Origin of the sequence: Pseudoalteromonas sp. PAB 2.2, assembly GCF_001938575.1 — a bacterium.
Lineage (GTDB): Bacteria > Pseudomonadota > Gammaproteobacteria > Enterobacterales > Alteromonadaceae > Pseudoalteromonas > Pseudoalteromonas lipolytica.
The window spans coordinates 131,066-154,744 of the sequence record NZ_LYPI01000009.1; the positions used below are offsets into that span (position 1 = coordinate 131,066).

The 23,679-nt window shown below is 41.8% G+C and carries 21 protein-coding genes; 7 read left to right on the forward strand and 14 right to left on the reverse strand.

Features of this window, described 5'->3' with window-relative positions; translation table 11 throughout:
* Positions 1 to 22: 22 nt before the first annotated feature.
* The 6 genes from tyrA to ffh all read right to left on the reverse strand — a co-directional run bounded on the left by tyrA (position 23) and on the right by ffh (position 5,219).
* A complete protein-coding gene (gene tyrA / locus BWD47_RS07390; RefSeq protein ID WP_036967115.1) occupies positions 23 to 1,147 on the reverse strand; it encodes a bifunctional chorismate mutase/prephenate dehydrogenase in 1,125 nt (374 codons plus the stop codon).
* A gap of 494 nt (positions 1,148 to 1,641) precedes the next feature.
* The gene (gene rplS, locus BWD47_RS07395) at positions 1,642 to 2,001 is read right to left on the reverse strand and encodes a 50S ribosomal protein L19 (RefSeq protein ID WP_004587324.1); all 360 of its coding nucleotides are present in this window, start codon (positions 1,999 to 2,001) and stop codon (positions 1,642 to 1,644) included.
* A 33-nt stretch (positions 2,002 to 2,034) separates the two neighbouring features.
* Positions 2,035 to 2,802: a tRNA (guanosine(37)-N1)-methyltransferase TrmD gene (trmD, locus tag BWD47_RS07400; RefSeq protein WP_075593724.1), complete on the reverse strand. Its 768-nt coding sequence runs from the start codon at positions 2,800 to 2,802 to the stop codon at positions 2,035 to 2,037.
* A complete protein-coding gene (gene rimM, locus BWD47_RS07405; protein WP_036967112.1) occupies positions 2,802 to 3,335 on the reverse strand; it encodes a ribosome maturation factor RimM in 534 nt (177 codons plus the stop codon). Before rimM ends, trmD begins: the two co-directional genes overlap by 1 nt.
* A 17-nt stretch (positions 3,336 to 3,352) precedes the next feature.
* Complete coding sequence (gene rpsP / locus BWD47_RS07410) at positions 3,353 to 3,601, reverse strand: 30S ribosomal protein S16 (protein ID WP_036967110.1); 249 nt, start codon at positions 3,599 to 3,601, stop codon at positions 3,353 to 3,355.
* A gap of 241 nt (positions 3,602 to 3,842) precedes the next feature.
* Positions 3,843 to 5,219 (reverse strand): signal recognition particle protein, encoded by a 1,377-nt coding sequence (gene ffh / locus BWD47_RS07415; RefSeq protein WP_036967108.1) that lies wholly within the window; start codon positions 5,217 to 5,219, stop codon positions 3,843 to 3,845.
* Between the two features lie 243 nt (positions 5,220 to 5,462).
* Here ffh and BWD47_RS07420 point away from each other — a divergent pair, with 243 nt between their 5' ends.
* The 3 genes from BWD47_RS07420 (at position 5,463) to BWD47_RS07430 (ending at position 8,587) form a co-directional block, all read left to right on the forward strand.
* Entirely contained in the window at positions 5,463 to 6,266 is an 804-nt protein-coding gene (locus BWD47_RS07420) for an inner membrane protein YpjD (RefSeq protein WP_065978555.1), read from the forward strand.
* Between the two features lie 61 nt (positions 6,267 to 6,327).
* Entirely contained in the window at positions 6,328 to 7,596 is a 1,269-nt protein-coding gene (locus BWD47_RS07425) for an HlyC/CorC family transporter (RefSeq protein WP_141687232.1), read from the forward strand.
* Between the two features lie 151 nt (positions 7,597 to 7,747).
* Positions 7,748 to 8,587 (forward strand): mechanosensitive ion channel family protein, encoded by an 840-nt coding sequence (locus tag BWD47_RS07430; RefSeq protein WP_065978556.1) that lies wholly within the window; start codon positions 7,748 to 7,750, stop codon positions 8,585 to 8,587.
* Between the two features lie 113 nt (positions 8,588 to 8,700).
* On the opposite strand, the gene BWD47_RS07435 is transcribed toward BWD47_RS07430, so the two are convergent.
* Together BWD47_RS07435 and gshA are read right to left on the reverse strand one after the other, a co-directional pair.
* Complete coding sequence (locus BWD47_RS07435) at positions 8,701 to 9,309, reverse strand: transglycosylase SLT domain-containing protein (RefSeq protein WP_036967095.1); 609 nt, start codon at positions 9,307 to 9,309, stop codon at positions 8,701 to 8,703.
* A gap of 136 nt (positions 9,310 to 9,445) precedes the next feature.
* The gene (gshA, locus tag BWD47_RS07440) at positions 9,446 to 11,020 is read right to left on the reverse strand and encodes a glutamate--cysteine ligase (protein ID WP_075593725.1); all 1,575 of its coding nucleotides are present in this window, start codon (positions 11,018 to 11,020) and stop codon (positions 9,446 to 9,448) included.
* A gap of 390 nt (positions 11,021 to 11,410) precedes the next feature.
* Between gshA and BWD47_RS07445 the strand changes: the two genes are divergently transcribed.
* Positions 11,411 to 12,958, forward strand: coding sequence for a PAS domain-containing methyl-accepting chemotaxis protein (locus BWD47_RS07445; RefSeq protein ID WP_075593726.1), 1,548 nt, complete (start codon positions 11,411 to 11,413; stop codon positions 12,956 to 12,958).
* Between the two features lie 85 nt (positions 12,959 to 13,043).
* Here BWD47_RS07445 and clpB read toward each other — a convergent pair whose 3' ends face one another.
* From clpB to rluD, 3 genes are all read right to left on the reverse strand, one after another.
* Entirely contained in the window at positions 13,044 to 15,620 is a 2,577-nt protein-coding gene (gene clpB, locus BWD47_RS07450; RefSeq protein ID WP_075593727.1) for an ATP-dependent chaperone ClpB, read from the reverse strand.
* Between the two features lie 98 nt (positions 15,621 to 15,718).
* A complete protein-coding gene (pgeF, locus tag BWD47_RS07455) occupies positions 15,719 to 16,441 on the reverse strand; it encodes a peptidoglycan editing factor PgeF (protein ID WP_075593728.1) in 723 nt (240 codons plus the stop codon).
* A gap of 5 nt (positions 16,442 to 16,446) precedes the next feature.
* Positions 16,447 to 17,424 (reverse strand): 23S rRNA pseudouridine(1911/1915/1917) synthase RluD, encoded by a 978-nt coding sequence (rluD, locus tag BWD47_RS07460; RefSeq protein WP_036967080.1) that lies wholly within the window; start codon positions 17,422 to 17,424, stop codon positions 16,447 to 16,449.
* A 133-nt stretch (positions 17,425 to 17,557) separates the two neighbouring features.
* Here rluD and BWD47_RS07465 point away from each other — a divergent pair, with 133 nt between their 5' ends.
* Entirely contained in the window at positions 17,558 to 18,319 is a 762-nt protein-coding gene (locus BWD47_RS07465) for an outer membrane protein assembly factor BamD (RefSeq protein ID WP_036967077.1), read from the forward strand.
* A gap of 74 nt (positions 18,320 to 18,393) precedes the next feature.
* Here BWD47_RS07465 and glnB read toward each other — a convergent pair whose 3' ends face one another.
* On the reverse strand, positions 18,394 to 18,732 hold the full coding sequence (gene glnB / locus BWD47_RS07470) for a nitrogen regulatory protein P-II (RefSeq protein ID WP_036967074.1): 339 nt from the start codon (positions 18,730 to 18,732) through the stop codon (positions 18,394 to 18,396).
* A gap of 137 nt (positions 18,733 to 18,869) precedes the next feature.
* Between glnB and BWD47_RS07475 the strand changes: the two genes are divergently transcribed.
* Together BWD47_RS07475 and BWD47_RS07480 are read left to right on the forward strand one after the other, a co-directional pair.
* Positions 18,870 to 19,415, forward strand: coding sequence for a GspH/FimT family pseudopilin (locus BWD47_RS07475; protein WP_036969138.1), 546 nt, complete (start codon positions 18,870 to 18,872; stop codon positions 19,413 to 19,415).
* Positions 19,416 to 19,486: 71 nt separating this feature from the next.
* Entirely contained in the window at positions 19,487 to 20,020 is a 534-nt protein-coding gene (locus BWD47_RS07480; RefSeq protein WP_036967071.1) for a GspH/FimT family pseudopilin, read from the forward strand.
* A 23-nt stretch (positions 20,021 to 20,043) separates the two neighbouring features.
* Here the strand turns inward: BWD47_RS07480 and BWD47_RS07485 are convergent, their stop codons facing one another.
* Positions 20,044 to 20,466 carry a type IV pilin protein gene (locus BWD47_RS07485; protein WP_036967068.1) on the reverse strand — a complete coding sequence of 141 codons (423 nt, stop codon included), beginning with the start codon at positions 20,464 to 20,466 and terminating at the stop codon, positions 20,044 to 20,046.
* Positions 20,450 to 23,674 carry a pilus assembly protein gene (locus tag BWD47_RS07490; protein ID WP_075593729.1) on the reverse strand — a complete coding sequence of 1,075 codons (3,225 nt, stop codon included), beginning with the start codon at positions 23,672 to 23,674 and terminating at the stop codon, positions 20,450 to 20,452. The genes BWD47_RS07485 and BWD47_RS07490 overlap by 17 nt, the downstream gene beginning before the upstream one ends.
* Positions 23,675 to 23,679 lie beyond the last annotated feature (5 nt).

The following is a 23,679-nucleotide window of genomic DNA, read 5'->3' on the forward strand; positions in this document are numbered from 1 at the left end:
CGCTTTTACTTAAGCGACAGTGTTAATCAAGCACTTTAGCATCATTCGCTTTATTCAATAAGCTACGACTTTGTGTCAAGAAATGTGCCGTTGCATCTGAAAAATACGCTTTAGCTTCTGCAAAGGCATCTATAAGAGCGGCTTTATCACCCGCTTTTAATTTTTCTAATGTTTGCGCAAACGTATCTTGGTAGTTAGCCAATAAGGCTTCGACATCATCAAATTGCGCAAGCATAATATCAGAGTAAAGCTCTGGCGATTGCGCAAATAAACGACCAACCATCATGAGTTCTAGCTGATAAATGGGTGATGAACAACTTCTCAGTTCTGCGAGTGTATGACTTTGTTTTGCTAAAAACTGACCATAAACAAAAGTCGTTAAGTGGCGCATGACCTGGATAATTTGCATTGCTTCATCATGCTTTTTAGCATCCATTTCCACTACCTGACAGCCCCACACTTGTAATTGTGCCAATAATCCTTGCGCAACTTCATGATTACGCCCTTCACATACCACAACAGTCTGCTTTACCCAATGAGATATATCGGGGCCAAACATTGGGTGTAAGCCAACAACAGGGCCTGAATGAGCTGCCATTAATGCTTTTAATGGCTTTTGCTTCACCGAGGTTATATCAACCAATAAACACTCATCATCAAGCGTTGGTAATGCTGCTACTACCTGTTCTAACGCATTGATTGGCACACTCACTAACACCAACTTTGCGCCTGCTAAAATAGCTTCACTATCAGCCTGCTGTTGTTTATCTAAAATACGGACTTCATACCCAGAACGAATAAATTGTTGGGCAAATAATTGCCCCATAGCCCCTTGACCACCCACAATGACAATCGGAGATAGCTGAGGAGCAGAACAGGCCAAGCTCCCTTGCTGATTTTGATACGCTTCTCGCATCATACGACGCAGGATATCTTCAACAAGCTCAGGGTTAACGCCTTGACTCATTGCCTCTTGGCGACGAGCTGCCAGCAAATCGGCTTCACGGTCAGGCGCATGTAATGGCGCCCCTGTTTGCTGCTTAATAGCCCCTATTTGTTCTGTAATACCATTACGCTTTGCTAATAACGCGACTAATTGCGCGTCACATTCATCGATCCCTGCTCTTAATTCTGCTAGCTTATCCACTGTTACCACACCTCAAACCCAAAACGTAAACTAAAATATACAAAAAAGTAAACCTTTTAATACGAAATATAGTACCAGCATAAGCAGCAAAGTACAAAGTCCTTGGGGCTAATCACGCAGGGGAAATACGCCAGTTCAAATATTGCTGTACGGGAATTATTGAAAGAGGTGTGAAAAGTAAAATAAGAAGAAGCCAGCTAATTTCAATCCACAATAATGCTTCATCATTTTGAGGGATTAAACCTGTCGCTACCTGCGTTAAAAATGTCTGATTTACGACTGCATGGATGCAGGAGGTAGAGCAATGCAGGAGCTATTGCCGATAATGACTAAATAACGACATTTTTTCCTTGTTATTAACGACGTTTTATCGCTTCAAAACTGCTCACTTTATTAAGCGAATTAATACAATAGAAAAATTGTTCCCTAAAAACCAAAACGGGTTGCAACCCGAAGGCTGCAACCCGTTTTTTTGCGTTGATAAACAGCGCGTATTAGTTAAGTTTTTCTCTAATACGTGCAGATTTACCAGAACGCTCACGTAGATAGTAAAGCTTCGCACGGCGAACTGCACCGCGACGCTTAACTGTTACGCTGTCGATAAGAGGGCTGTGCGTTTGGAATACACGCTCAACACCTTCACCGCTCGAGATTTTACGAACTGTGAAAGCTGAGTGAAGACCACGATTACGCTTAGCGATTACAACACCTTCAAAGGCCTGTAGACGCTCTTTGTTACCTTCTTTTACACGTACCTGTACAACTACTGTATCACCAGCGCCGAATGCTGGTACGTCTGTTTTAAGCTGCTCTTCTTCAAGCGCTTTAATAATATTTTGGTTTACTTTTGCCATTATATTTCTCACTTTCCTAGGTGTAACTGTCTTCTAGCCACAAGCTTGTTGGTACTCTTGCTTGAATTCTGCAAGAAGTACCGCTTGCTCCTCAGTCAGAGCTAGGTTATGCAACAAGTCAGGACGACGTAACCAAGTTCTACCTAATGACTGCTTTAAGCGCCATTTAGCAATTTCTTGGTGGTTTCCGCTGAGCAATACAGCAGGCACCTGTTTATCATCCAATGTTTCTGGCCGTGTATAGTGAGGACAATCAAGCAATCCATCCGAAAATGAATCTTGCTCTGCTGACTGATTGTGACCTAGTACACCAGGCACTAATCGCGCAACAGCGTCAATTAATGTCATAGCGGGTAGTTCACCACCACTCAGAATAAAATCACCTATTGACCATTCTTCGTCAACATATGACTCTATGATTCGCTCATCTATACCTTCATAGCGACCGGCAATCAAAATCAGTTTATCGGAGTTGGCTAATTCAGCCGCACCTTGCTGATCTAATTTGCGCCCTTGCGGGGACATATAAATTACTTTTGCACCATCGCCTGCCGCTTTTTTAGCGTCAAGGATGGCTTGTTTCAATGGTTCAACCATCATCAACATGCCGGGACCGCCCCCATAAGGACGATCATCCACGGTTCTATGCTTATCAGTAGCGTAGTCACGTGGATTCCAGCAGTTAAAGTCAATTAAACCATTTTTAACTGCGCGACCTGTTACCCCTTGAGTGGTAATAGCATCAAACATGTCCGGGAAAAGGCTTATCACCCCTACCCATAACGAACTCGTTTGTGACATTAAAACCCTGGGTCCCAGTCTACGGTAATTTCTCTTGCTTCGTGTTTAACTTCTTTAATAACAGAGTCTGTTAAAAAAGGAATTAAACGCTCAGCTTGGCCAAATGCATCTTTTTTGTTTGCTTTCACAACCAAAACATCATTTGAACCTGTCTCCATTAGGTCATCAACCGTGCCTAAGTCGTAACCCTTATCGGTTACAACAGACATGCCAATGAGATCTCGCCAATAGAATTCACCTTGCGGTAATTCTGGTAGTTGCGCCGCGTCAACAGAGATTTCAACATTGGTGAAAGCCATTGCTTGGTCTCGATCGTTTACTTGCGCAACTTTAGCGATAAAGCCTTTGTTGTGGCGACGCCAGTCGACCACCTCTAAGGTCTGCCATTTACCTTGTTGCCCTATCAACCATGGGCTGAAATCGAAGATCCCTTCGGGATCATCAGTAAATGAATGCACCTTAAGCCAGCCCTTTATACCATAGGGGGCGCCGAGCTTTCCTACAACAATTATCGAGGTGTTCTCTTGACTCATGGTTACACTTACGCCTATTAAGCCGCTTTACGAGCGTCTTTAACTAATTTAGCTACGCGATCTGAAAGAGATGCGCCTTGACCTACCCAGTGTTCAACACGAGATAAATCTAAACGTACTTTTTCTTCCTGACCAGAAGCGATTGGGTTAAAGAAACCTACTTTCTCGATGAAGCGACCGTCACGCGAGAAACGGCTATCCGCAACCACAATTTGATAGAAAGGGCGTTTTTTAGCGCCACCACGTTGCAAACGAATAGTTACCATACCGTCCTCTAAATAGATTGACTGTTTTCATTAATAAGATTTACTCCCCAGTACGGGGAGCTGGGGAATTGTACGAGTTTTTTGCAACATTGCAAGTAAGAAGTGATGCAAAATGTAAGTTTAGTTGATTAAACACTGATCTGTGCGTTAGATCTTACATCTGCGCCTAAATTCGGCATAATTTATCCATTAAAAAAGGAGCTATTTGCTCCTTTTTTATACGTAACGGACTTTTTGAAAATTAAAACTTAGGTCCGCCACCCATCATACCTGGTGGTAACATCCCTTTCATGCCGCGCATCATTTTCATCATGCCGCCTTTACCTTTCATTTTCTTCATCATCTTTTGCATCTGCGTAAATTGCTTAAGCAATTTATTGATTTCTTGTACTTGAGTACCAGAACCCGCTGCAATACGTTTTTTACGTGAGCCTTTAATGATTTCAGGACGGGCGCGTTCTTTTGGCGTCATTGAGTTAATAATCGCCTCCATTTGCACAAATGTTTTATCACCCATTTGCCCTTTTACTGCATCGGGTAAATTTTGCATACCTGGCAATTTATCAAGCATCGACATCATACCGCCCATGTTTTTCATTTGGCGCAGCTGCTCAGCAAAATCATCAAGTGTAAAGCCATCGCCTTTAAATACTTTTTCAGCAACTTTGGCGGCTTTCTCCTTGTCGACTTTCATTTCGACTTCTTCGATCAATGAAAGTACATCACCCATGCCTAGAATACGCGACGCTATACGGTCAGGATGGAATGGTTCAAGAGCATCGGTGCGCTCACCCACACCCATGAACTTAATCGGCTTACCGGTGATATGGCGAATAGATAAAGCAGCACCACCACGGGCATCACCATCAGTTTTCGTTAGAATCACACCACTGAGTGGTAATGCTTCATCAAACGCTTTTGCTGTATTTGCAGCATCTTGACCTGTCATTGCGTCAACAACAAATAAGGTCTCAATAGGATTAATCGCACTGTGTAGTGCCTTGATTTCATCCATCATGTCGCTGTCAACGTGCAAACGGCCCGCTGTATCAACTAAAACAACGTCAATAAACTTTTTCTTCGCGTGGGCAATCGCATTACTGGCAATATCAACAGGCTTTTGCGAAATATCACTTGGGAAAAACTCAACCCCTACTTCAGTAGCTAGGGTTTCAAGCTGTTTGATTGCCGCAGGACGATATACGTCAGCACTCACCACAAGCACAGATTTCTTTTTGCGTTCTTTTAAGAACTTAGCAAGTTTACCCACACTGGTCGTTTTACCGGCACCTTGTAAACCCGCCATCATCACAACTGCTGGCGGCTGCGCATTCAGGCTTAGCTCTTCATTTGCTTCGCCCATGGCTTTTTCAAGCTCTTCACGAACGATTTTAATGAACACTTGGCCCGGGCTTAAGCTTTTAGTTACTTCAACGCCAACTGCGCGTTCTTTAACTTGCTTAACAAAATCACGAACAACGGGTAACGCAACATCCGCTTCCAAAAATGCCATGCGGACTTCACGTAATGTATCTTTAATATTGTCTTCAGTTAAGCGTCCGCGGCCACTGATATTTTTTAAGGTTTTACCTAAGCGTTCTTGGAGATTCTCAAACATGTAAAGGTTCCGATAAAACGTGTTTCACCTGTAAAGCGCGCAAAAAACACAATTTAAGTTGCAATACAGGCAATATTAAATTTCAATTCCTAGCAGTATACCGTAAATGGTGGTCGACAATACAGTGTTCAAGTGCGCTGTTTGAGTTTCTTTTTACAAACTCTATGCTTTTGCCTTGCTATAAAATACAATGGCATCAATGAGACAAGGATTTATTGATATAAATTAAGTGGCCAAAACACGATGATTATTAGTTTAACTATTATTGCTAGTTTGTTTTATGTGTTAGCAACGTCGCATGTGCTTTCACGCCTTTTTCACAAACAAGGCCCAAGCCAAAAGCTCACGGTGATTTTAAGCACCGTAGCAATCCTTGCACATATGTTATTACTGGTGAATTCTGTTTTTCGAGCAGACGGCCAAGATTTAAGCATTGTTAATGTGGCACTTTTAACCTGCTGGGTCATTGTGGTGTCTGTCACGGCGGTGTCGCTTAAGTTTCCTGCAACGTTGCTATTGCCTGTTGTTTATGGCTTTGCAGCTATTTTAACGCTTGCTAGCCTATTTATACCGCATCATGTGATTATTCATACCATTGATGTAGAACTAGGCTTGGTGACACATATCTCGCTATCTTTGCTAGCTTATTGCGTACTTATTATCGCGACTTTATACGCTATACAATTTTACTTTATTGATAAACGCTTAAAGCGTAAAGATTTGGCCATTGTGCACAGCCATTTACCCCCGCTAATGGTGGTCGAGCGTCAGCTCTACCAACTATTAACTTTAGGCACTATTTTACTCACCTTCGCACTTCTGTCTGGTTTTATATTCTTAGACGGTATGTTTGCCAGTGAGTTTATCCATAAAACGGTTTTATCATTGATTGCGTGGCTTATTTTCACGGTTGTTACGGTTGGTCACTTACGCCAAGGTTGGCGAGGAAAACCCGTGGTATTTTCGATCATGATAGCTGCATTTATCCTATCACTTGCTTATTTTGGCAGCCGTTTCATTCAAGAAGTGATACTAAATAAGTTTTAACTTGACTCAGCAAGCTCTCTCTAGCTTAATATGCATTGGTTTATAAAAAAAGGATCCATCGTTGGACGACATATCGACTAGTACCCTGTTTATCGTATTGGGATTATTGATACTTATTTCTGCTTATTTTTCGGGTTCTGAAACCGGAATTATGTCAATTAACCGTATTCGTTTACGCCATCTTGCGAAAGAAAACCATCGCGCAGCGAAACGCGTCAGTAAACTCTTAAGTCGCCCAGACAGACTTATTGGTCTGATCTTGATTGGTAACAACCTAGTTAATATCGCTGCAGCACAGGTTGCGACGATTATTGGTATTCGCTTATACGGTGATGTTGGCTTGGCTATTGCGACAGGTGCTCTGACTTTAGTGGTGTTAATTTTTGCTGAAGTTACACCAAAAACGCTCGCGGCTCTCTACCCTGAAAAAGTCGCGTTTCCTAGCTCTATCGTGCTTAAAGGCTTGCTTAAAATACTCTTCCCGTTCGTTGTAATGGTAAACTGGCTGACCAATGGTATGTTACGTTTATTTGGTATTACGACCGCGCAAATCGAAGAGCACAGCTTAAGTAAAGAAGAATTAAAAACCGTGGTTAATGAATCGGGTGCCTTATTGCCTGCACGTCACCAAAGCATGCTGACGTCTATCTTAGATTTAGAGCAAGTGACCGTCGAAGACATCATGATCCCACGCAACGAAATTGTCGCCATTGATATTAATGACGATTGGAAACTAATCAGTCGCCAACTAACACATGCACAGCATACTCGCGTATTACTTTATCGCGACCAAATTGATGATGCGGTTGGTTTTATTCACTCACGTGATGCACTTCGTCTATTGACGAAAGAGCAGTTTGATAAACCATCATTACTGCGTGCGGTCCGCGAGATTTACTTTATCCCTGAAGGTACCTCGCTGAACACACAGCTTTTGAAATTCCAACAATCAAAAGAACGAATTGGTTTAGTGGTTGATGAATACGGTGATATTCAAGGCCTTGTAACTCTTGAAGACATTCTTGAAGAAGTGGTAGGTGATTTCACCACAACGCAAACACGTACTCCAAGTGAAGAAGTGACAACTCAAGATGATGGCACAGTGCTTGTTGATGGTGGTGCAAACATCCGTGATCTAAATAAAGAGATGGGGTGGGAATTACCTATCGATGGCCCTAAAACCTTGAGTGGCTTAATTGTTGAATACCTTGAAGATATCCCAGATTCGAATTTAAGCCTACGAATAGCAGGCTACCCAATAGAAGTATTGGAAGTGAAAGAGAATATGGTAAAACTGGTGAAAGTTATTCCCAGTAAACGAACTGAATAACAGATAAGGAGTAGCTTGCTACTCCTTTTTTTATAGCTTATTTCATAATTCTACCCCGAAGTTTCCTATTTCATACCTATAAACACACATTAAGCAGCTAATTCGTCTACTATGGCTTGCATATTTTAACGTCTCGTTACATGGAGCAAAAATGGACGAAATATCGATCGAAAAAGTATATAACCAAGCAATTGAGCTACTCATGACGTATGGACCAAAGTTTATTTTAGCGATTTTGGTGCTTGTTATTGGTTGGTGGCTAATTGGCAGAATTGCCAAGATGACCGAAAAATCAATGTATAAAGTAAAGTTTGAAGCAGGCCTGACACACTTTCTAGTGTCGTTTATTTCTGTCATTCTGAAGATACTATTACTTATTTCTGTCGCCTCAATGATTGGCATAGAAACCACCTCATTCATCGCAATGCTCGGTGCTGCAGGTTTAGCTGTGGGTATGGCATTGCAAGGCAGTCTGGCTAATTTTGCAGGTGGTGTGCTGATCTTATTCTTTAAACCTTTTAAAGTGGGCGATGTTATTGAAGCACAAGGTTACATGGGGAAAGTCGTTGAAATTCAGATTTTCGTCACTATTTTGCTTACCTACGATAATGAAAAAATAATCATTCCGAATGGGGCCCTGTCAAACGGCTGCGTGAAGAATAAGTTTGCGGAAGCCACTCGCCGTGTCGACATTGAATTTGGTATTAGCTATGGCGATGACGTTCATAAAGCCCGTGAAGTACTACTGAGTGTCCTTAATGACTACGAATTAGTGCTTAAAGACCAAGAAGCGAAGAAACCTGTTGTGCATGTTAGTCAACATGGTGACAGCCACATTGGTATGCTCGTTTGGGCATGGGTTGATTCTGATAACTATTGGCCTGTGTATTTTGGCCTCTATGAAAAAGTGAAAATTGCTTTCGATGCAGCAGATATCACTATCCCATTCCCGCAGCGCGATGTGCATATTCACCAGTTTCCTGGCAAGTAATCACATGCACAAGTGTACCTAACAGTAACAGAATGGGTACTCTTTAATGTTATAGTGCAATTGAATGCAATAAAAAAGCCCGTAGTTACGGGCTTTTTTATCTTTGTACGTGTTTAGCCAAATAAGCGCTCAAACCAGTTTTTATCAAGCTCATCTTCACACTGTTTAAGCTGAGCACCATATCGGCTCGCACGGTGTTTTACTTTATTAGCTACACTCATTAACCACTTTTTGCTTTTGTAGGTACCGCGCTTATACCCGCCCCACCCTTCATGGTAATTTAGGTATTGTGCGTAAGCATCCCACTTTGATACACCATTCACTTTATGTGTTTTATAAACAAACCAAGCCATAAAATCGATGGCATCATCAAAGTCATCTCTGTCAGCGCCACTGTTGCCGGTTTCACGAATATAGTCTGACCACGTAGGTGTTTTTGCTTGCGAGTAACCATAGGCAGAGCTTGCTCGGCCGATAGGAATAATCCATAAAAAGTATTCCATCGGTGGAGCGGCATCATGACGGAATGAACTTTCTTGATACATCATGCTCATCAGCACATGTTTTGGCGAGCCCCACTTTTCTTGTGCATCACGTGCATCATAATACCAATCAGGTTTTTCTTCGAAAATCTTACAAATATCATGCGGTTGCTCTGGTGGAGCCGTGGCACAACCCGCCATAGAAGCGACCAGCGATAAAATAATTAAATTTTTTTTCATTTTTTTTAATATCTCGCTGAACTTTTTCTTATTGAGTCAGTCTGACTTTATGAATGCAGCAGTATAGCATTGTTTCATCCCTGAAGAATCTTTGACGCAGCCAACCTAGGCTGCGTTTTTTTATGCCTAAAAGCCGCTAAGCTTTAGCAAAGTAATCATCTAAAAAGGCCGTAAAAGATAGCGTATCTGCTGCTTTTACTTCACGCTCTTTTGCAATCGAATTGACGGCTTGTTCCCTTAAAAAAGCCGGATCGTAATACTGATAATCCGCGGCTAAATGATTTTCTTTATATTGCTGTGCAAGTGCTAAAGCAAACTGGCCGTTATCTTGGTTTTCTTTTGCAAGTGTTGCAACATAACGCCCTGAAAACGTTTTACTTGACTCAGTTATCCAACTCGACAGCTCATGAATTGTTTCGCTGTAGTAACTTACGCCATACGCACTGTCCATATAACGCGCAACAGGGATTAGACTCTCAAAAATAGTCGATGCCCAATCAACCAAGCTAACTGCTTCACCTTGTTTTGTTAATTGTAATTCAGGGTTACGCCCTTCATTAACTACCGCATCAAGGTTCTGTGTGCTTAACTGTTGCTCTTGCCAATCCATTGTTGGAGATTCGCTTAAAAGACAATACGTTAAAAAGACATCGAGGAAACGGATTTGCTGTAAATCGATCCCAGTTTCACTGAATGGATTTACATCAAGTGCACGCACTTCTATGTACTCAATGCCCCCTCGTAATAAGGCATCTGTCGGTGTTTCGCCTGATGTAGCATTACGTTTTGGTCGAATTGGCGAGTAAAACTCATTTTCTATCTGTAAGATATTTTTATTAAGCTGCTTTGGTTCAGCACGGGTATAGTCGTCAATATGACCGTAAATATCAGAAGGCGTATGAATGGCAGCTTTCAAACCTGCTACGTATTCCTCAAGCGAGTTATACATCACTCGCAACGATGATTGAGCGCTGTTTGTGTAACCTAAATTACCTAATCGCAGTGCGGTGCCAACCTCAAGGTACAATGTGCCTTTGCCCAACTTTTTAAATGGCAGATCAGTTTTTCGCCCTTGTAAAAATGAGCTACATAATGCAGGTGACGCACCAAATAAGTAACTTATTAACCAAAGCTCACGCTTAAAGTTTCGAATAAGCCCCAGATAACCATCTGAAATAAAGGTGCTAAGTGGTTGCTCACTGGCACTCAACGCGTGCAAGCTCTGCCATAACTCATCAGGAAAAGAGATATTAAAATGCACACCAGCAATAGCTTGCATCATGCTGCCATACCGATTCTTTAACCCTTCTCGGTACAACGTTTTCATGCGCCCTATGTTTGAGTCACCAAACTGAGCCAGCACAATGTCATCTTGATTATCAATAAAGCATGGCATGCTGATAGGCCATAGCAGCTCATCATCCATCTGTGACAAGGTAAACTTTTGCAAATCTTTAAGCTGCGCTAATGTTTGCTCAGCCGATGTGCTAACAGGCGTAATGAATTCTAATAAAGACTCAGAAAAATCAGTGGTGATATGGTCATTGGTTAAAGCGCTTCCCACTCCTTGTGGATGACCCTGTTTTGAGATAACACCATTTGGTTTAATCCTTAATGCTTCTCGCTCGATGCCACGTTTAATCCCATTTATTGCGTGTGGAAAATGTGCTGTTAACGCTTCTAGCGTTTTATTTAAATTATGTTTTATCAAAAATGCTTCCTCGAGCCGCGTGGCTTTAATCCTAAGTGTATGGGGGCAAAAAATAAATACTCAAGAGTAAATAGTTGTTTGATTTTATGCTCCGTCACTCATAGCTCATCTTGCCATTGTGAATACTATTATACAATTGGTTTGAGGGCACTTCATTGATGCTAAATTGCTTCATCACCCCCATCAGCAAGACCGATTATTTCTGACATTCATTTCATGCAATACAAAAGGGTTAGTTTAAGCATAATTTATCAGACAAGTTATTGCTTTAGATCAAGGGATGAATAAAATTTCTAAAACTTTAGCAGTAATCAGCTTGTCCCCTCTTCCCTTACATTTTTCTGAGATTATAATCCGCACACCGTAACAAAGTATATTTCAAGGACTCATATGCGTCGTGGGCAAGAAATCATTAATCAAGAAGTGACATACTCTGAACAGCAGGAGCTTGTCTCGACAACCGATTTACGTGGGGTAATTACCTACGTAAACACAGAATTTTGTAACATAGCTGGCTATACCGAAGATGAGCTATTAGGTAAAAACCATAACATAGTGCGCCACCCTGATATGCCTAAAGCCGCATTTAAAGAAATGTGGGAAAAGCTTAAACAAGGCCACTCTTGGCGAGGCATGGTAAAAAACCGCTGTAAAGATGGACGTTATTATTGGGTTGATGCCTTTGTCACACCCATTTACGAACATGGACAATTAGTCGGCTATCAATCAGTGCGTACAAAACCCTCTGAACACTTGAAAACACGCGCTACGGCTTTGTATCAAAAGATTAATGATGGCAAATCAATCGCCTCGTTTCGCGAAAATGTGTCTCTAAGACAAATAGTGTCTTTGATTATTATTCTTGCGGGGGTTATTGCTCTTGGTTTTACCACATCGTTGATGACTGTATTAGCGACACTTGCCATTATTTTACTGCTTGCTGCGCTTAATTATGATGAGTTAATAGTGACTCCTTCAGCACTTAAATCACAGCGTGCAGAGTTTGATTCTGTGTCACGCTATGTGTATTGCGGTGCACACCCATTTAGTATTGCGCAATATAATCAGCAGATGCTATTTGCAAAATTACGAACAGTGCTGGGTCGCGTTAAAGACTCGACCTACTCCTTTAAGAATATCGCAACAAACTTAGATACGCAGTCATCGCTTACTGAGCAGGGTATAGCGGCACAAGGTCAGCGTTTAGGTGATATTGCGACTGCAATGACACAAATGAGCGCAACCATTGGTGAAATATCAGCAAATACGCACCATACAGCTGAAAAAGTAAATGATACATACCAAAGCTGTACAGATATCAAACTGCATATTGAAGACAATAGCGCGATGGTATCAGACCTTGCTAACCAAGTTGAACAAGCAGCAACAACCGCTAATTCATTAGCCAGTGAAGCCGATAAAATCGGCCAAGTGATGACTGAAATTGAAGGTATAGCTGAGCAAACAAACTTACTTGCCTTAAACGCCGCAATTGAAGCTGCCCGTGCAGGTGATCATGGTCGAGGTTTTGCTGTCGTTGCCGATGAAGTGCGTGCACTTTCTTCACGAACACAGAATGCCACTGCGCAAATTCATAGTTCAATTAAAGAAATTCAAGATACATTATTTAGTTGGTCTAAAGTAATGCAGTCAACTAAGCAACAAGCTGATAGTTGTGTTGAAACAACCGCACATACTCAAGCTGAGCTTGCGAGTATATTCGCACAGATAAATGAAATATCTGGTCTGGCGACCGAAATCTCTACCGCAGCCGAAGAGCAACAAGTTGTCAGTGCAGATATACGCGAAAACGTTGAAAGTATTAAAGGACACAGCGAAGAGAACTTAAAGCTCAGTTATAACGTAGCTAAAGATGCCGCAGGCCTCGTTGAGGGGTCGCGCAAAGTAAACGATATGCTATTAACGTTTAAAGTTTAGTGTTTCTTAAATAAGCGATTTATTAAAATTGTTTAATCAAACACAAAAGCCGCATCATTTGATGCGGCTTCTTTATTTTCCGATATTAACGGGTTGAAAAAACCAACCCGTTTTCATCTGCATCAATATGGATAATAGCACCAGGTAGGTATTCACCTCCAAGCAAGCGCTGCGCTAGCGGGTTTTCTATGGTGTGTTGAATTGCACGTTTTAACGGTCGTGCACCATAGACAGGATCAAAACCACTTTGTGCTATACGGTCAAGGGCAGCATCAGTTACCTCAAGAAGATAGCCTTTTTCGGTTAAGCGTTCACGCAGTTTACTTAACTGAATATCGGCAATTTCTTTAATATGATCATTCGCAAGTGGATGGAATACCACTGTTTCATCAATCCGGTTTATAAACTCGGGTCTAAATTGGCTTACCAACACGCCCATCACTTTCTCTTTTAGCGTTGCATAGTCGTTCGAACCAGCTTGCTCTTGGATGATGTCTGATCCTAAGTTTGAGGTCATAATGATCACCGTATTTTTAAAATCAACGGTACGACCTTGTCCATCAGTTAAACGGCCATCATCAAGCACTTGTAAAAGTATATTGAACACGTCGGGGTGCGCTTTTTCTACTTCATCAAGCAAAATAACAGAGTATGGACGACGACGAACAGCTTCTGTTAAATAGCCACCTTCTTCATATCCAACGTAACCCGGCGGTGCTCCCACTAAGCGTGCTACTGAGTGTTTCTCCATAAACTCAGACATATCAATACGCACCATGGCATCTTCAGTGTCAAACATAAAACTTGCAAGCGCTTTAGTAAGCTCTGTTTTACCTACCCCTGTTGGGCCTAAGAATAAAAAAGAACCTATTGGGCGGTTTGGATCAGCAAGCCCTGCACGTGACCGACGAATCGCATTCGCTACAGCAACCACGGCTTCATCTTGGCCAATAACTTTGTGATGAAGTTGATCTTCCATTTGCAGTAGTTTTTCTCGCTCGCCTTGCAGCATTTTAGAGACGGGTATACCTGTCCAGCGCGATAAAATTTCTGCAATTTCATCTTCACCAACTTGGTTTTTAAGTAAGCTCATTTCTTGCATTTCTGCTTGCGATGCAAGATCTAACTTGCGTTCAAGTTCAGGAATACGGCCATACTGTAATTCAGACATCCGTTGTAAATCACTTGCTCGGCGCGCGACTTCTAAGTCTAAACGAGCCTGTTCAAGCTCCGCTTTAATCACTTGTGTGCCTTGCAAAGAGGCTTTTTCGGCATTCCATACTTCATCAAGCTCACGATACTGCACTTCAAGTTCAGCTATTAGCTCTTGCATTTCAGTACGACGCTTTTGACTTGCTTCATCTTTTTCTTTGGCAAGTGCATTATCTTCGAGTTTTAACTGAATAATACGACGCTCAAGTTTATCAAGTGACTCTGGTTTAGAGTCAATTTGTAAACGAATTGACGAGCCCGCTTCATCAATCAAATCAATCGCTTTATCGGGTAACTGACGATCGCTAATGTAACGGTGCGATAGCTGCGCCGCTGCAACAATTGCCGGATCGGTAATATCAACAGAGTGATGTAGCTCGTAACGCTCTTTTAAACCACGAAGAATCGCGATGGTGTCTTCTACCGATGGCTCTGCTACGAATACCTTTTGAAAGCGACGTTCAAGTGCTGCATCTTTTTCAATGTATTGGCGATACTCGTCAAGCGTTGTGGCTCCCACACAGTGAAGCTCACCACGTGCAAGAGCGGGTTTTAACATGTTCCCTGCATCCATCGCACCATCAGTTTTACCTGCACCAACCATGGTATGAATTTCATCAATAAAGAGGATTACTTGGCCCTCTTCTTTGGCTAATTCATTTAAAACTGATTTTAAACGCTCTTCAAACTCACCACGGTACTTAGCACCCGCAACTAATGCCCCTAAATCAAGCGACAACACGCGTTTGCTCTTGAGCCCTTCGGGTACCTCACCATTAATAATACGTTGTGCTAAGCCTTCAGCAATGGCTGTTTTACCCACGCCTGGCTCACCAATTAACACGGGGTTGTTCTTCGTACGACGTTGTAAAACCTGAATGGTACGGCGTATTTCGTCATCGCGGCCAATCACAGGATCAAGCTTGCCTTGCTCGGCACGCTCAGTAAGGTCGATGGTGAATTTTTTTAATGCCTGACGGGTTTCTTCCGCATTCGGGTCATCCACTTTTTGACCGCCACGAATAGCCTCTATGGCCGCTTCAATTTTTGTTGAAGTAATATTGAGCGCTTTAAATATATCTCCTAGCGGGCCTTTATCATCGCACGCAGCAAGTACAAAAAGTTCACTCGATATATATTTATCTTTACGCTTTTGAGCATATTTATCACATAAGTTAATTAACGAAACCATATTATTCGATAGCTGTACGTCGCCACCAACGCCTTCTACTTTAAAAAGCTTTTCGATTTCTTGTGATAATTTTGTATTTAACTCGTCTGCACTCACGCCAGCTTGCGCAAGGAGTGCACGAACACTAGAGCCACTTTGCTGAAGTAATGAATACATTAAGTGCACGGGTTCAATAAATTGATGATCGCGCCCAAGTGCTAATGACTGCGCATCTGAAAGCGCAGATTGAAATTTACTTGTAAATCTATCTAAACGCATGAAGGTTTACCTATTAAAAAAACTAATTGCTTAATTAATGGGTATGATATGTAGTTTGTTCAAGTAAGAGATGAAAATTTAATCACTAAAAAGTGCGATTATTTGCGCCAGATCAAGCTTGCCATTCGCCCTGTTTGACCATCTCGTCGATACGAAAAAAATAATGATGGCTGTGAGTAGGTGCAATACTCTGCGCCATAAATACCCACAACACCAAGCTGACTGAGTTGCTGCTTGGCAAGTAAATAAATATCCGCTAAGTATTTTTCACCTTGGGCAGTAAACGCATGCTGATGAATCTGGTTTTGATCGCAAAAACAATCTTTAACATCCTGCCCGACTTCAAACTGCAAAGCCCCGATAGCAGGACCAAACCAGGCAATGATGTCAGCAGGCTCAGCCTTAAACTTACTCAGTGTGTTGGCAAGAATTCCCTTCGCTAATCCGCGCCACCCACCATGAACCGCAGCAACTTCATCCCCTGACGTTGAACACAATAGCACGGGTAAACAATCGGCCGTCATGATGGCAAGCGGTTGCTGCTTTAGGCGAGTATAAAGTGCATCTGCGCTACTTACTGAATGAATATCAACGCGTTCATCAACCACCACCACATCCGCACTATGTACTTGATTTAACCACACAGCAGGGCTTGGCAATTGCCTCGTTAAAGCAGTGCGATTTGTCTGCACAGCTTGCTCATCATCACCAACATGAAACCCTACATTAAAGCTATTAAACGGCGCCTTAGATACCCCGTTTTCACGAGTTGTACTGAGGGCTCCAATAGTGTCAGGGGCAGTCCATGTTGGCGTAATCATAGTGTTTAATACTCAATATTTGGATTGGCTTTCGTATCAGCTCGCAATGCTTCTGTCATAGCGGCCATATCGTCTGGAATAGGTGCCTGCCATGTCATTAACTCACCTGTAATAGGGTGCGCAATTGACAATTTAACCGCATGCAATGCCTGACGTTTAAAGTCTCTCAGCATTTGAAATAGCTCTGGCGTTGCGCCTTTCGGTGGACGTGGGCGCCCGCCATATAACTGATCACCAACCAGTGGATGGTTTAAATACGCCATGTGCACACGAATTTGGTGAGTACGGCCAGTTTCTAGGCGTAAACGTAAGCGTGTGTGTGCACGAAACTTTTCAGCAACACGGTAATGAGTCACCGCAGGTTTGCCCATTTCATGAACAGCCATGTGAGTACGTTTTGTTGCATGGCGGCCAATTGGCTTTTCAATCATACCGCCTGCCGTCATAGTGCCATTACAAATTGCTTCATATTCACGTGTGAAGTTTTCACGCTTTTGCAGTGCAGACACTAAGTGCGTTTGCGCAGGAATTGTTTTTGCTACCACCATTAAACCTGTGGTGTCTTTATCAAGACGGTGCACGATACCTGCACGCGGCACGTTAATTATATCGGGGTAATGATGAAGCAAGGCATTCAATACTGTACCGTCTGGATTACCAGCCCCTGGGTGTACCACTAATCCCATCGGTTTATTGATTACTAATATATCATCGTCTTCATAAACGATGTTTAATTTGATATTTTGTGCCTCGTACTCGCGCGGTGCTTCAATGGTTGTTTCAACACTGACCAGTTCACCACCGAGTAATTTTTCACGCGGGGTGTTTAATATTTCACCATTCACGGTGATTTTATCATCCAAAATCCACGTTTTTATACGTGAACGAGAATAATCAGGGAACAATTGCGCCAATACTTGGTCTAGACGTTTACCGCCAAGGTCAATTGGAACCTCGGCTTGGAGAGAAATTTGCTCTGACATTAGTAACTTTACCCAATTTACCAGTGCAAGCTTTGCTCGACTGGGTTAGAATCGCTTTAATTAGCATTGTATGTATAGTTTACTCGGTTTTCCTCACTTGGCCTAGCCGAAGACATCGAAGGTAATAAATAAAATGATAAATAAAATAGGGAAACGTGCGTTCGCCATTGTTTTTTCAGTTTCATTACTTGGCCTAGGAGCCTGTTCATCTGCTCCTGATCAAGAAGATATTCAACGCGTTCCGAATAAATCTGCACAAGCTTTATATGAAGATGCGAAACAAACGTTAGATTCGGGCCTTTATGCACGAGCTATTGAGTTATTAAGCGCTATTGATTCACGCTATCCATTTGGTCCACTATCAAAACAAGTACAAATGGATCTCGTGTATGCACATTATCAAGCAGGCAATACTGAACAAGCTCTCGCAACAATTGACCGTTTCATTCGTTTAAACCCAAATCACAAAGATTTAGATTACATGTACTACATGCGTGGCTTGGTTAATATCAAAGCAGACAAAAACGCATTCCAAGAATACTTTGGTGTAGACCGTGCGGATAGAGATGCAAATCGCACTCGGGTTGCATTTACCGATTTATCAACCTTACTGAAACGTTTCCCAAATAGCGTTTATGCGCCAGAAGCGAAAAAACGTTTAGTATGGTTACTTAACAAAATGGCGCGTTATGAACTAAAAGTAGCAGAGTACTATTACGAGCGTGAAGCTTATCTTGCCGCTGCAAACCGAGGTAAATATGTCGTTGAACACTACTCGCAAAGCAGTTATCTAGATCAAGCATTAGAGATCATGGAGAAAAGCTACGAGAAGCTAGGTTTACCTGAGCTAAGTGCGCATGCTAAAGAAACGCGCGAAGCAAATAAGCGTAAATAACCTAAGCGCTGAATAAGCATTAAAAAGGCGCCAAATTTGGCGCCTTTTTTACAGTGTGTGTGACTGCTATTTCGTTAAATTGCGTCTTCATCTTCTTCTGCGGTACGAATACGCACAACACGCTCAACATCTGTGACAAATATTTTACCATCACCAATTTTGCCCGTTTGTGACGTTTTAACAATCACATCAATGGCTCTATCTACGTCTTCATCACTTAGTACAATATCTAGTTTTACCTTGGGTAAAAAATCAACCATGTATTCAGCACCGCGATAAAGTTCTGTGTGCCCCTTTTGACGGCCAAAACCTTTAACCTCACTAACCGTCATCCCGGTGATGCCTACCTCTGATAATGCTTCTCGAACATCATCAAGCTTGAATGGTTTAATAATTGCTTCGATTTTTTTCATTTTAAGGCTACTTATTATTTCTTGATTGCCTCGATTTTAGACAATACGGCTCTCTATAGCAAACAAAGCTATGAAATACGGTGATAAAATCAACAATCATGATATTATTAAATAAAGTATTAAAAGTAGAGACAACAATGAAATCATTACAAAAGGGCTTTACACTCCTCGAACTGATGGTCACCATTGCAATCGTGGGCATTGTGGCTGCCATAGCACTGTGGGATAGCTCTGATTTGCTAGAAAATGACCGCGCCGAAAGCTACTTACAAGAATTAAAGCGCAGTATTAGCTTTGCACGGGCAAAAGCCACCAGTAGCGATGCAATTGTTGTAGTCTGTAGTGGAGCAACAGCTAATATTGAGAGTAATACAGAAATGAATTGCTCTAATGATTGGGACCAAGGCACGGTCTTTGTATTTTTTGATTCAGATCAGAATGGCAGTTATAACCCTGCTAATGGCGATACCACTTTGAGAGTCCTCCAAGAAATCCCTAAAACGAGTAAACTGAGTTTCAGTGGCAATAACGCACTTATCTTTGATACTAGCGGTATGATCACCTCTGATCCAGGCACCTTTACTTTTTGCCCTTCTGGCGCAAATGATAACAACAAAGCATTGCAGGTATTTAAATCTGGCACTGCTTTATACCTAGGTGATACAACAAATACCTGTGATTAAGCCCCATAATTTGACACCATTTTAGGTCCAGCTATAGTTAATTAAACTGTCACAATTTGGAGTCTTCACGGATGGAGACCTTAAACACGTTGCACCATAGAAATGGTGCAACACTCATTGAAAGCTTAGTGGTGCTATCAATAGTCGCAATACTTATGAATATTGCGCTGTTTGAATATAAGCCTTATCTAGCTAAAAGTCGCCTAGAAAACCGCACTCACTTAGTTAAACGCGCATTAAGCGTAAGCCGCCATAACGCAAAAACCCACAGCACATACGTTACTTTTTGTGGGCTACAAGAAAATCAATGCAATCGAGAGCATTGGCACAAAGCACTCACCGTATTTGTCGACAGGGGCGATATTGGAGTGCTTGATGAAGGTGATACTATTATTTGGGAACTTGAAGCAGTCGATAAACTTGATATGCTAACTTACCCCCGCCATTCAATCACATTTCGTTCAGATGGCATGCCTGTGGGATTTAATAATGGCACCTTTGTGTACTGCCCTGAATACAAAATAGCAAGCCTTAAAGGGCTTGCTATTTCAATAAGCTCTATTGGGCGTACTCGGCTAAAAGACACCAACAAATGCCAATCCTGATATTTCAATTATTCAATGAGGGATTACTTACCCCAGCAGGTGCTCGCACTCGCAGAGCCCGTTGAGGTTTTTAATCCTGTATCTGAAATAGTTAATGTTGCACATTCACCATCTTGTAAAACGGGCCCTGCTGCAGGTGTGGCAGTAAACGCGAATGTACCGGCACTGTTATCGACAACAACTGAAATTTTATAAAAATTATTCTCAGTTGTAGCACTGACCCCTAAGTTAGCCAAAGTTGTTGTATACTGCCTGTTATCGACAAAGAACTGCTCTTGCTTATTGGCAGCATCAAGTAATGCAGTAATGGCTTCTGTTCTGGCAGTGCGTTTAACATGCTCAAAGTAACTTGGTAACGCAATACTGGCTATAATGCCTAAAATTGCCACGGTAATCATCAGTTCGATTAAGGTAAACCCTTTTACTTTATTAGTTACTCTTGTCATTTACTTCTCGCTTATAAATATAGGTTTGCTGTGTTTTAAAACCAAAACCAATCGGAGTTGCATCATTAACCAGTTGTATTTTTCCATCTTTAACCGTTAAACCCGGACCTTGTATTTCTTTCACTTTAAAGGGGTTTTGCTCGCCTTTAAGACCTGGTCCTATGGTTAAGAACTGACTCATCTCTTTGACTTTTTCGTCTGTATCCTTAATCTCATCTGGGTTATCAGCATCCGGGCTTCCATCACAAAAACCATTGTTATTACTATCAACACAGCTATCACCAACACCGAAATAAAGCTGAGGTGTATCAGGTACATCATTTGAGGTCGTAAATTTTAGACTATCATACACTTTTGTACCGTAGTGTAAGTGGAACGCATATAATCCCCCTGAGCCTCCCGTTAATGAACACTGATTCGCTGTTTCTGTTGAAGAAGCGGGTGCGTAACTGGTGAAATAAGCGACTCCTCCAATAACCGTACTTGCTGCCAGTGATTTTTCACCAGCCACTGGAAGGGTATAATACCAACCATGGTATTGACCTAATTCAACTTCTAAATCGGTAAATTTATCTACACTATCAAGTGCATTACCAAACGGGTCAGCATCCATATTCATTAAATTAGCCTGGGTGATCGCCGCTGGAATCTCATCGCTTTGGAATGAGCGCGTCACTGTATTGATATCGCGGATCATAAACAATTGATCACTCGTTGTGGTGCCCGTTGGTTTAGAGCGATTCCCACTACCTAGTAATACTGCATCAAAGGGGGTATCAATACGTGTTTTAACCGACTTACCATTTACGTCTGTTTCAGAGACCTTACTAAACATTGTTCTCGCAACCATCGGTTTATAAAAGAAACGACGATCTTGAGATGCAAGTGCACTGCCTAAACTCGCAAGTTTAAAGTGTGTCCAAGGACTTTCTGTGCTCGTTGGGCTATTTGAAGGCATATCAATACGCCATACATCACCGCCTGTGTCGGATGCATATAATCGATCAGTGTAACCGTCATAATCAGAATCCAAAACACTAATATCAGAAGCAATACTGTGTTTACCTGCAAAGCCATTTTCACTCGACGTTAAAGCCCACACTTTTTTGCCGCTCTGTGCATCAACAATATAAATACCGCGCCCTTTTGTGTCTTCAGTACGCAGAACATTGTCTTTATTGGTGTCGTACCCTGCACCAAAAACAAGCAGTGGTCGATTTTCATACCCTTTTAAGTTAATGTATGTCACCGTAGGTTTAGACCATGATTGCGCAAGTTCTTTAAAGTCTCCCGTTCCACCAATAATCGGTCCCCCCCACATGAGTCGAGGTGAATCTGGGTTTGTAATATCCAGTCCATAATAATTATTGCCGCCACGTCTTAAGCCAAAAAACGCCCAAACACGATCAGTGCCATTTACAACTCCATCACCATTTTTATCATCAAAGAACACAGAAATAGGTCCATCAACACCATAGACCTTTGATTTTTCTTGATTCTCTCGTAATGGTTTAATAATTTTGTATAAGCTACTGGGTATAAAAGCCCAGCTTTCTTTTAATACATCATTTTTATCTTGAAAAAAGTGTAGGTAACCTGCATTGGTGCCAATTAAAATGCGCACATCATCATTACCGTAATCAATTGTCACAGGTTTTGAGTGCAGAGGATCACCAAAAATATCTTGTCGTTGATCACTGGTACTGCCATCACCGTCTTCATCATCCACATCTATTCCTCGGCTCCACTTGATCGTTTTATCTAACTCGGTCGATAAGAGCCCAAGAGTCAACGAATTGACACTTGTTGCTGTAGTTAAATTAAACTTTAACGCTGCCGCTAAGTCGCCACCTAGTGCCGTAGAAACTGTCGACTTAGTAAAATCAACTAACCCAGCGCTCCCGGCATCGGTATAAATGGTCCGCGATGATAGGTTTGATAACATAAGATTTGCACCACCTTCCTGAACAATGTTCCCGTCTGGTGCTGTATTATCTGGTAACCAAAATGTCTTTGCCCCTTTTGCAATCAAACCATCAGCGTTTAATGCCGGCTTTCCATCCAAATCAACGATTTCATCGCCTGACACTTTCAACTTTTTAAGATTTCCACGCCACCGAGCACCGGTTTCTGGGTAAAACATTGCATAATAAATACCTTCACGACTGCGTGTTTGATCAACATTATTATTCGCAATAGAAGGTGAAGTAAAAGTATCATTTACTTCGCGTATGCGTGTTATCGTATTTTTTAAAGCTTTTGATAATTGTTCTGCAGTGTCAGCATGAAGATACTGACCACCGCCTAAATCAGCGGTTTCTGATAATAAGCGTTTACCATCCTTACTCATACCGCTACCAAAGCCAATCGTATACACCCGCCCTGTTTCATGAATATCAGATGTTGAAGGAAACAAATCCACTTTAACATCTTCAGTGCCATGAATAATCTGCGCAAGCTTGTGTAAATAAACACCCGCAATTTTATCAGAGCCGCTTAAATTGCTACCGAAATAAGATTTATAGAGATCACTGATTTCTCCATCTTGCTCATTATCTGAGCCTGAAGAGGGGTCACCATCTGTCATATAAATAACATTAACAGAGTTATCACAGCGTTTTGCTTCCTCTGTGGTATCAAATGGAGAGATATATGTATAACTGTATTTTGGTTTACGCTTTGACCCCCTTCTGACTTTTGTCTCTACTGACGTGTCTCGCCAAGCCTCATTAACTTTTTCTCCGTAATACAAACTTTGACCCGTAATGTATAAATAGGCTTCCCAAAGCGTCTCTGTTAAAGGTGTCCCCCCGTCAGCAGGTAGTACAGAAATGGCTGTCTTCAAGGATGAAGATGACGAGCCTATTCCAGCTAATACATAACCGCCATTTGTGCTATTAAAACGCATCAAACCGAAATCAATATCGTCATTGTTATCTACTAAGCTTGTAATCGCACTTTTTGCTACACCAAGACGACTGTCTGGGCACACAACATAGCCCGTGTAGCTGCTGTAGCCACAACTTTTACCCGTTGCAGTAGAAAATGCCATACTTCCAGAAGTGTCAAAAATAAGTAAAACACGCGGTTTTTCATTTGTTTTCACATTATAGTTAACGTATAGCTCTATGTCTTCAGCATACACTGCAGTAACCATACAGGTTACAAAACCAGTCAGTATACTGCGCACTAACGTTTTCATTTTCATCATGA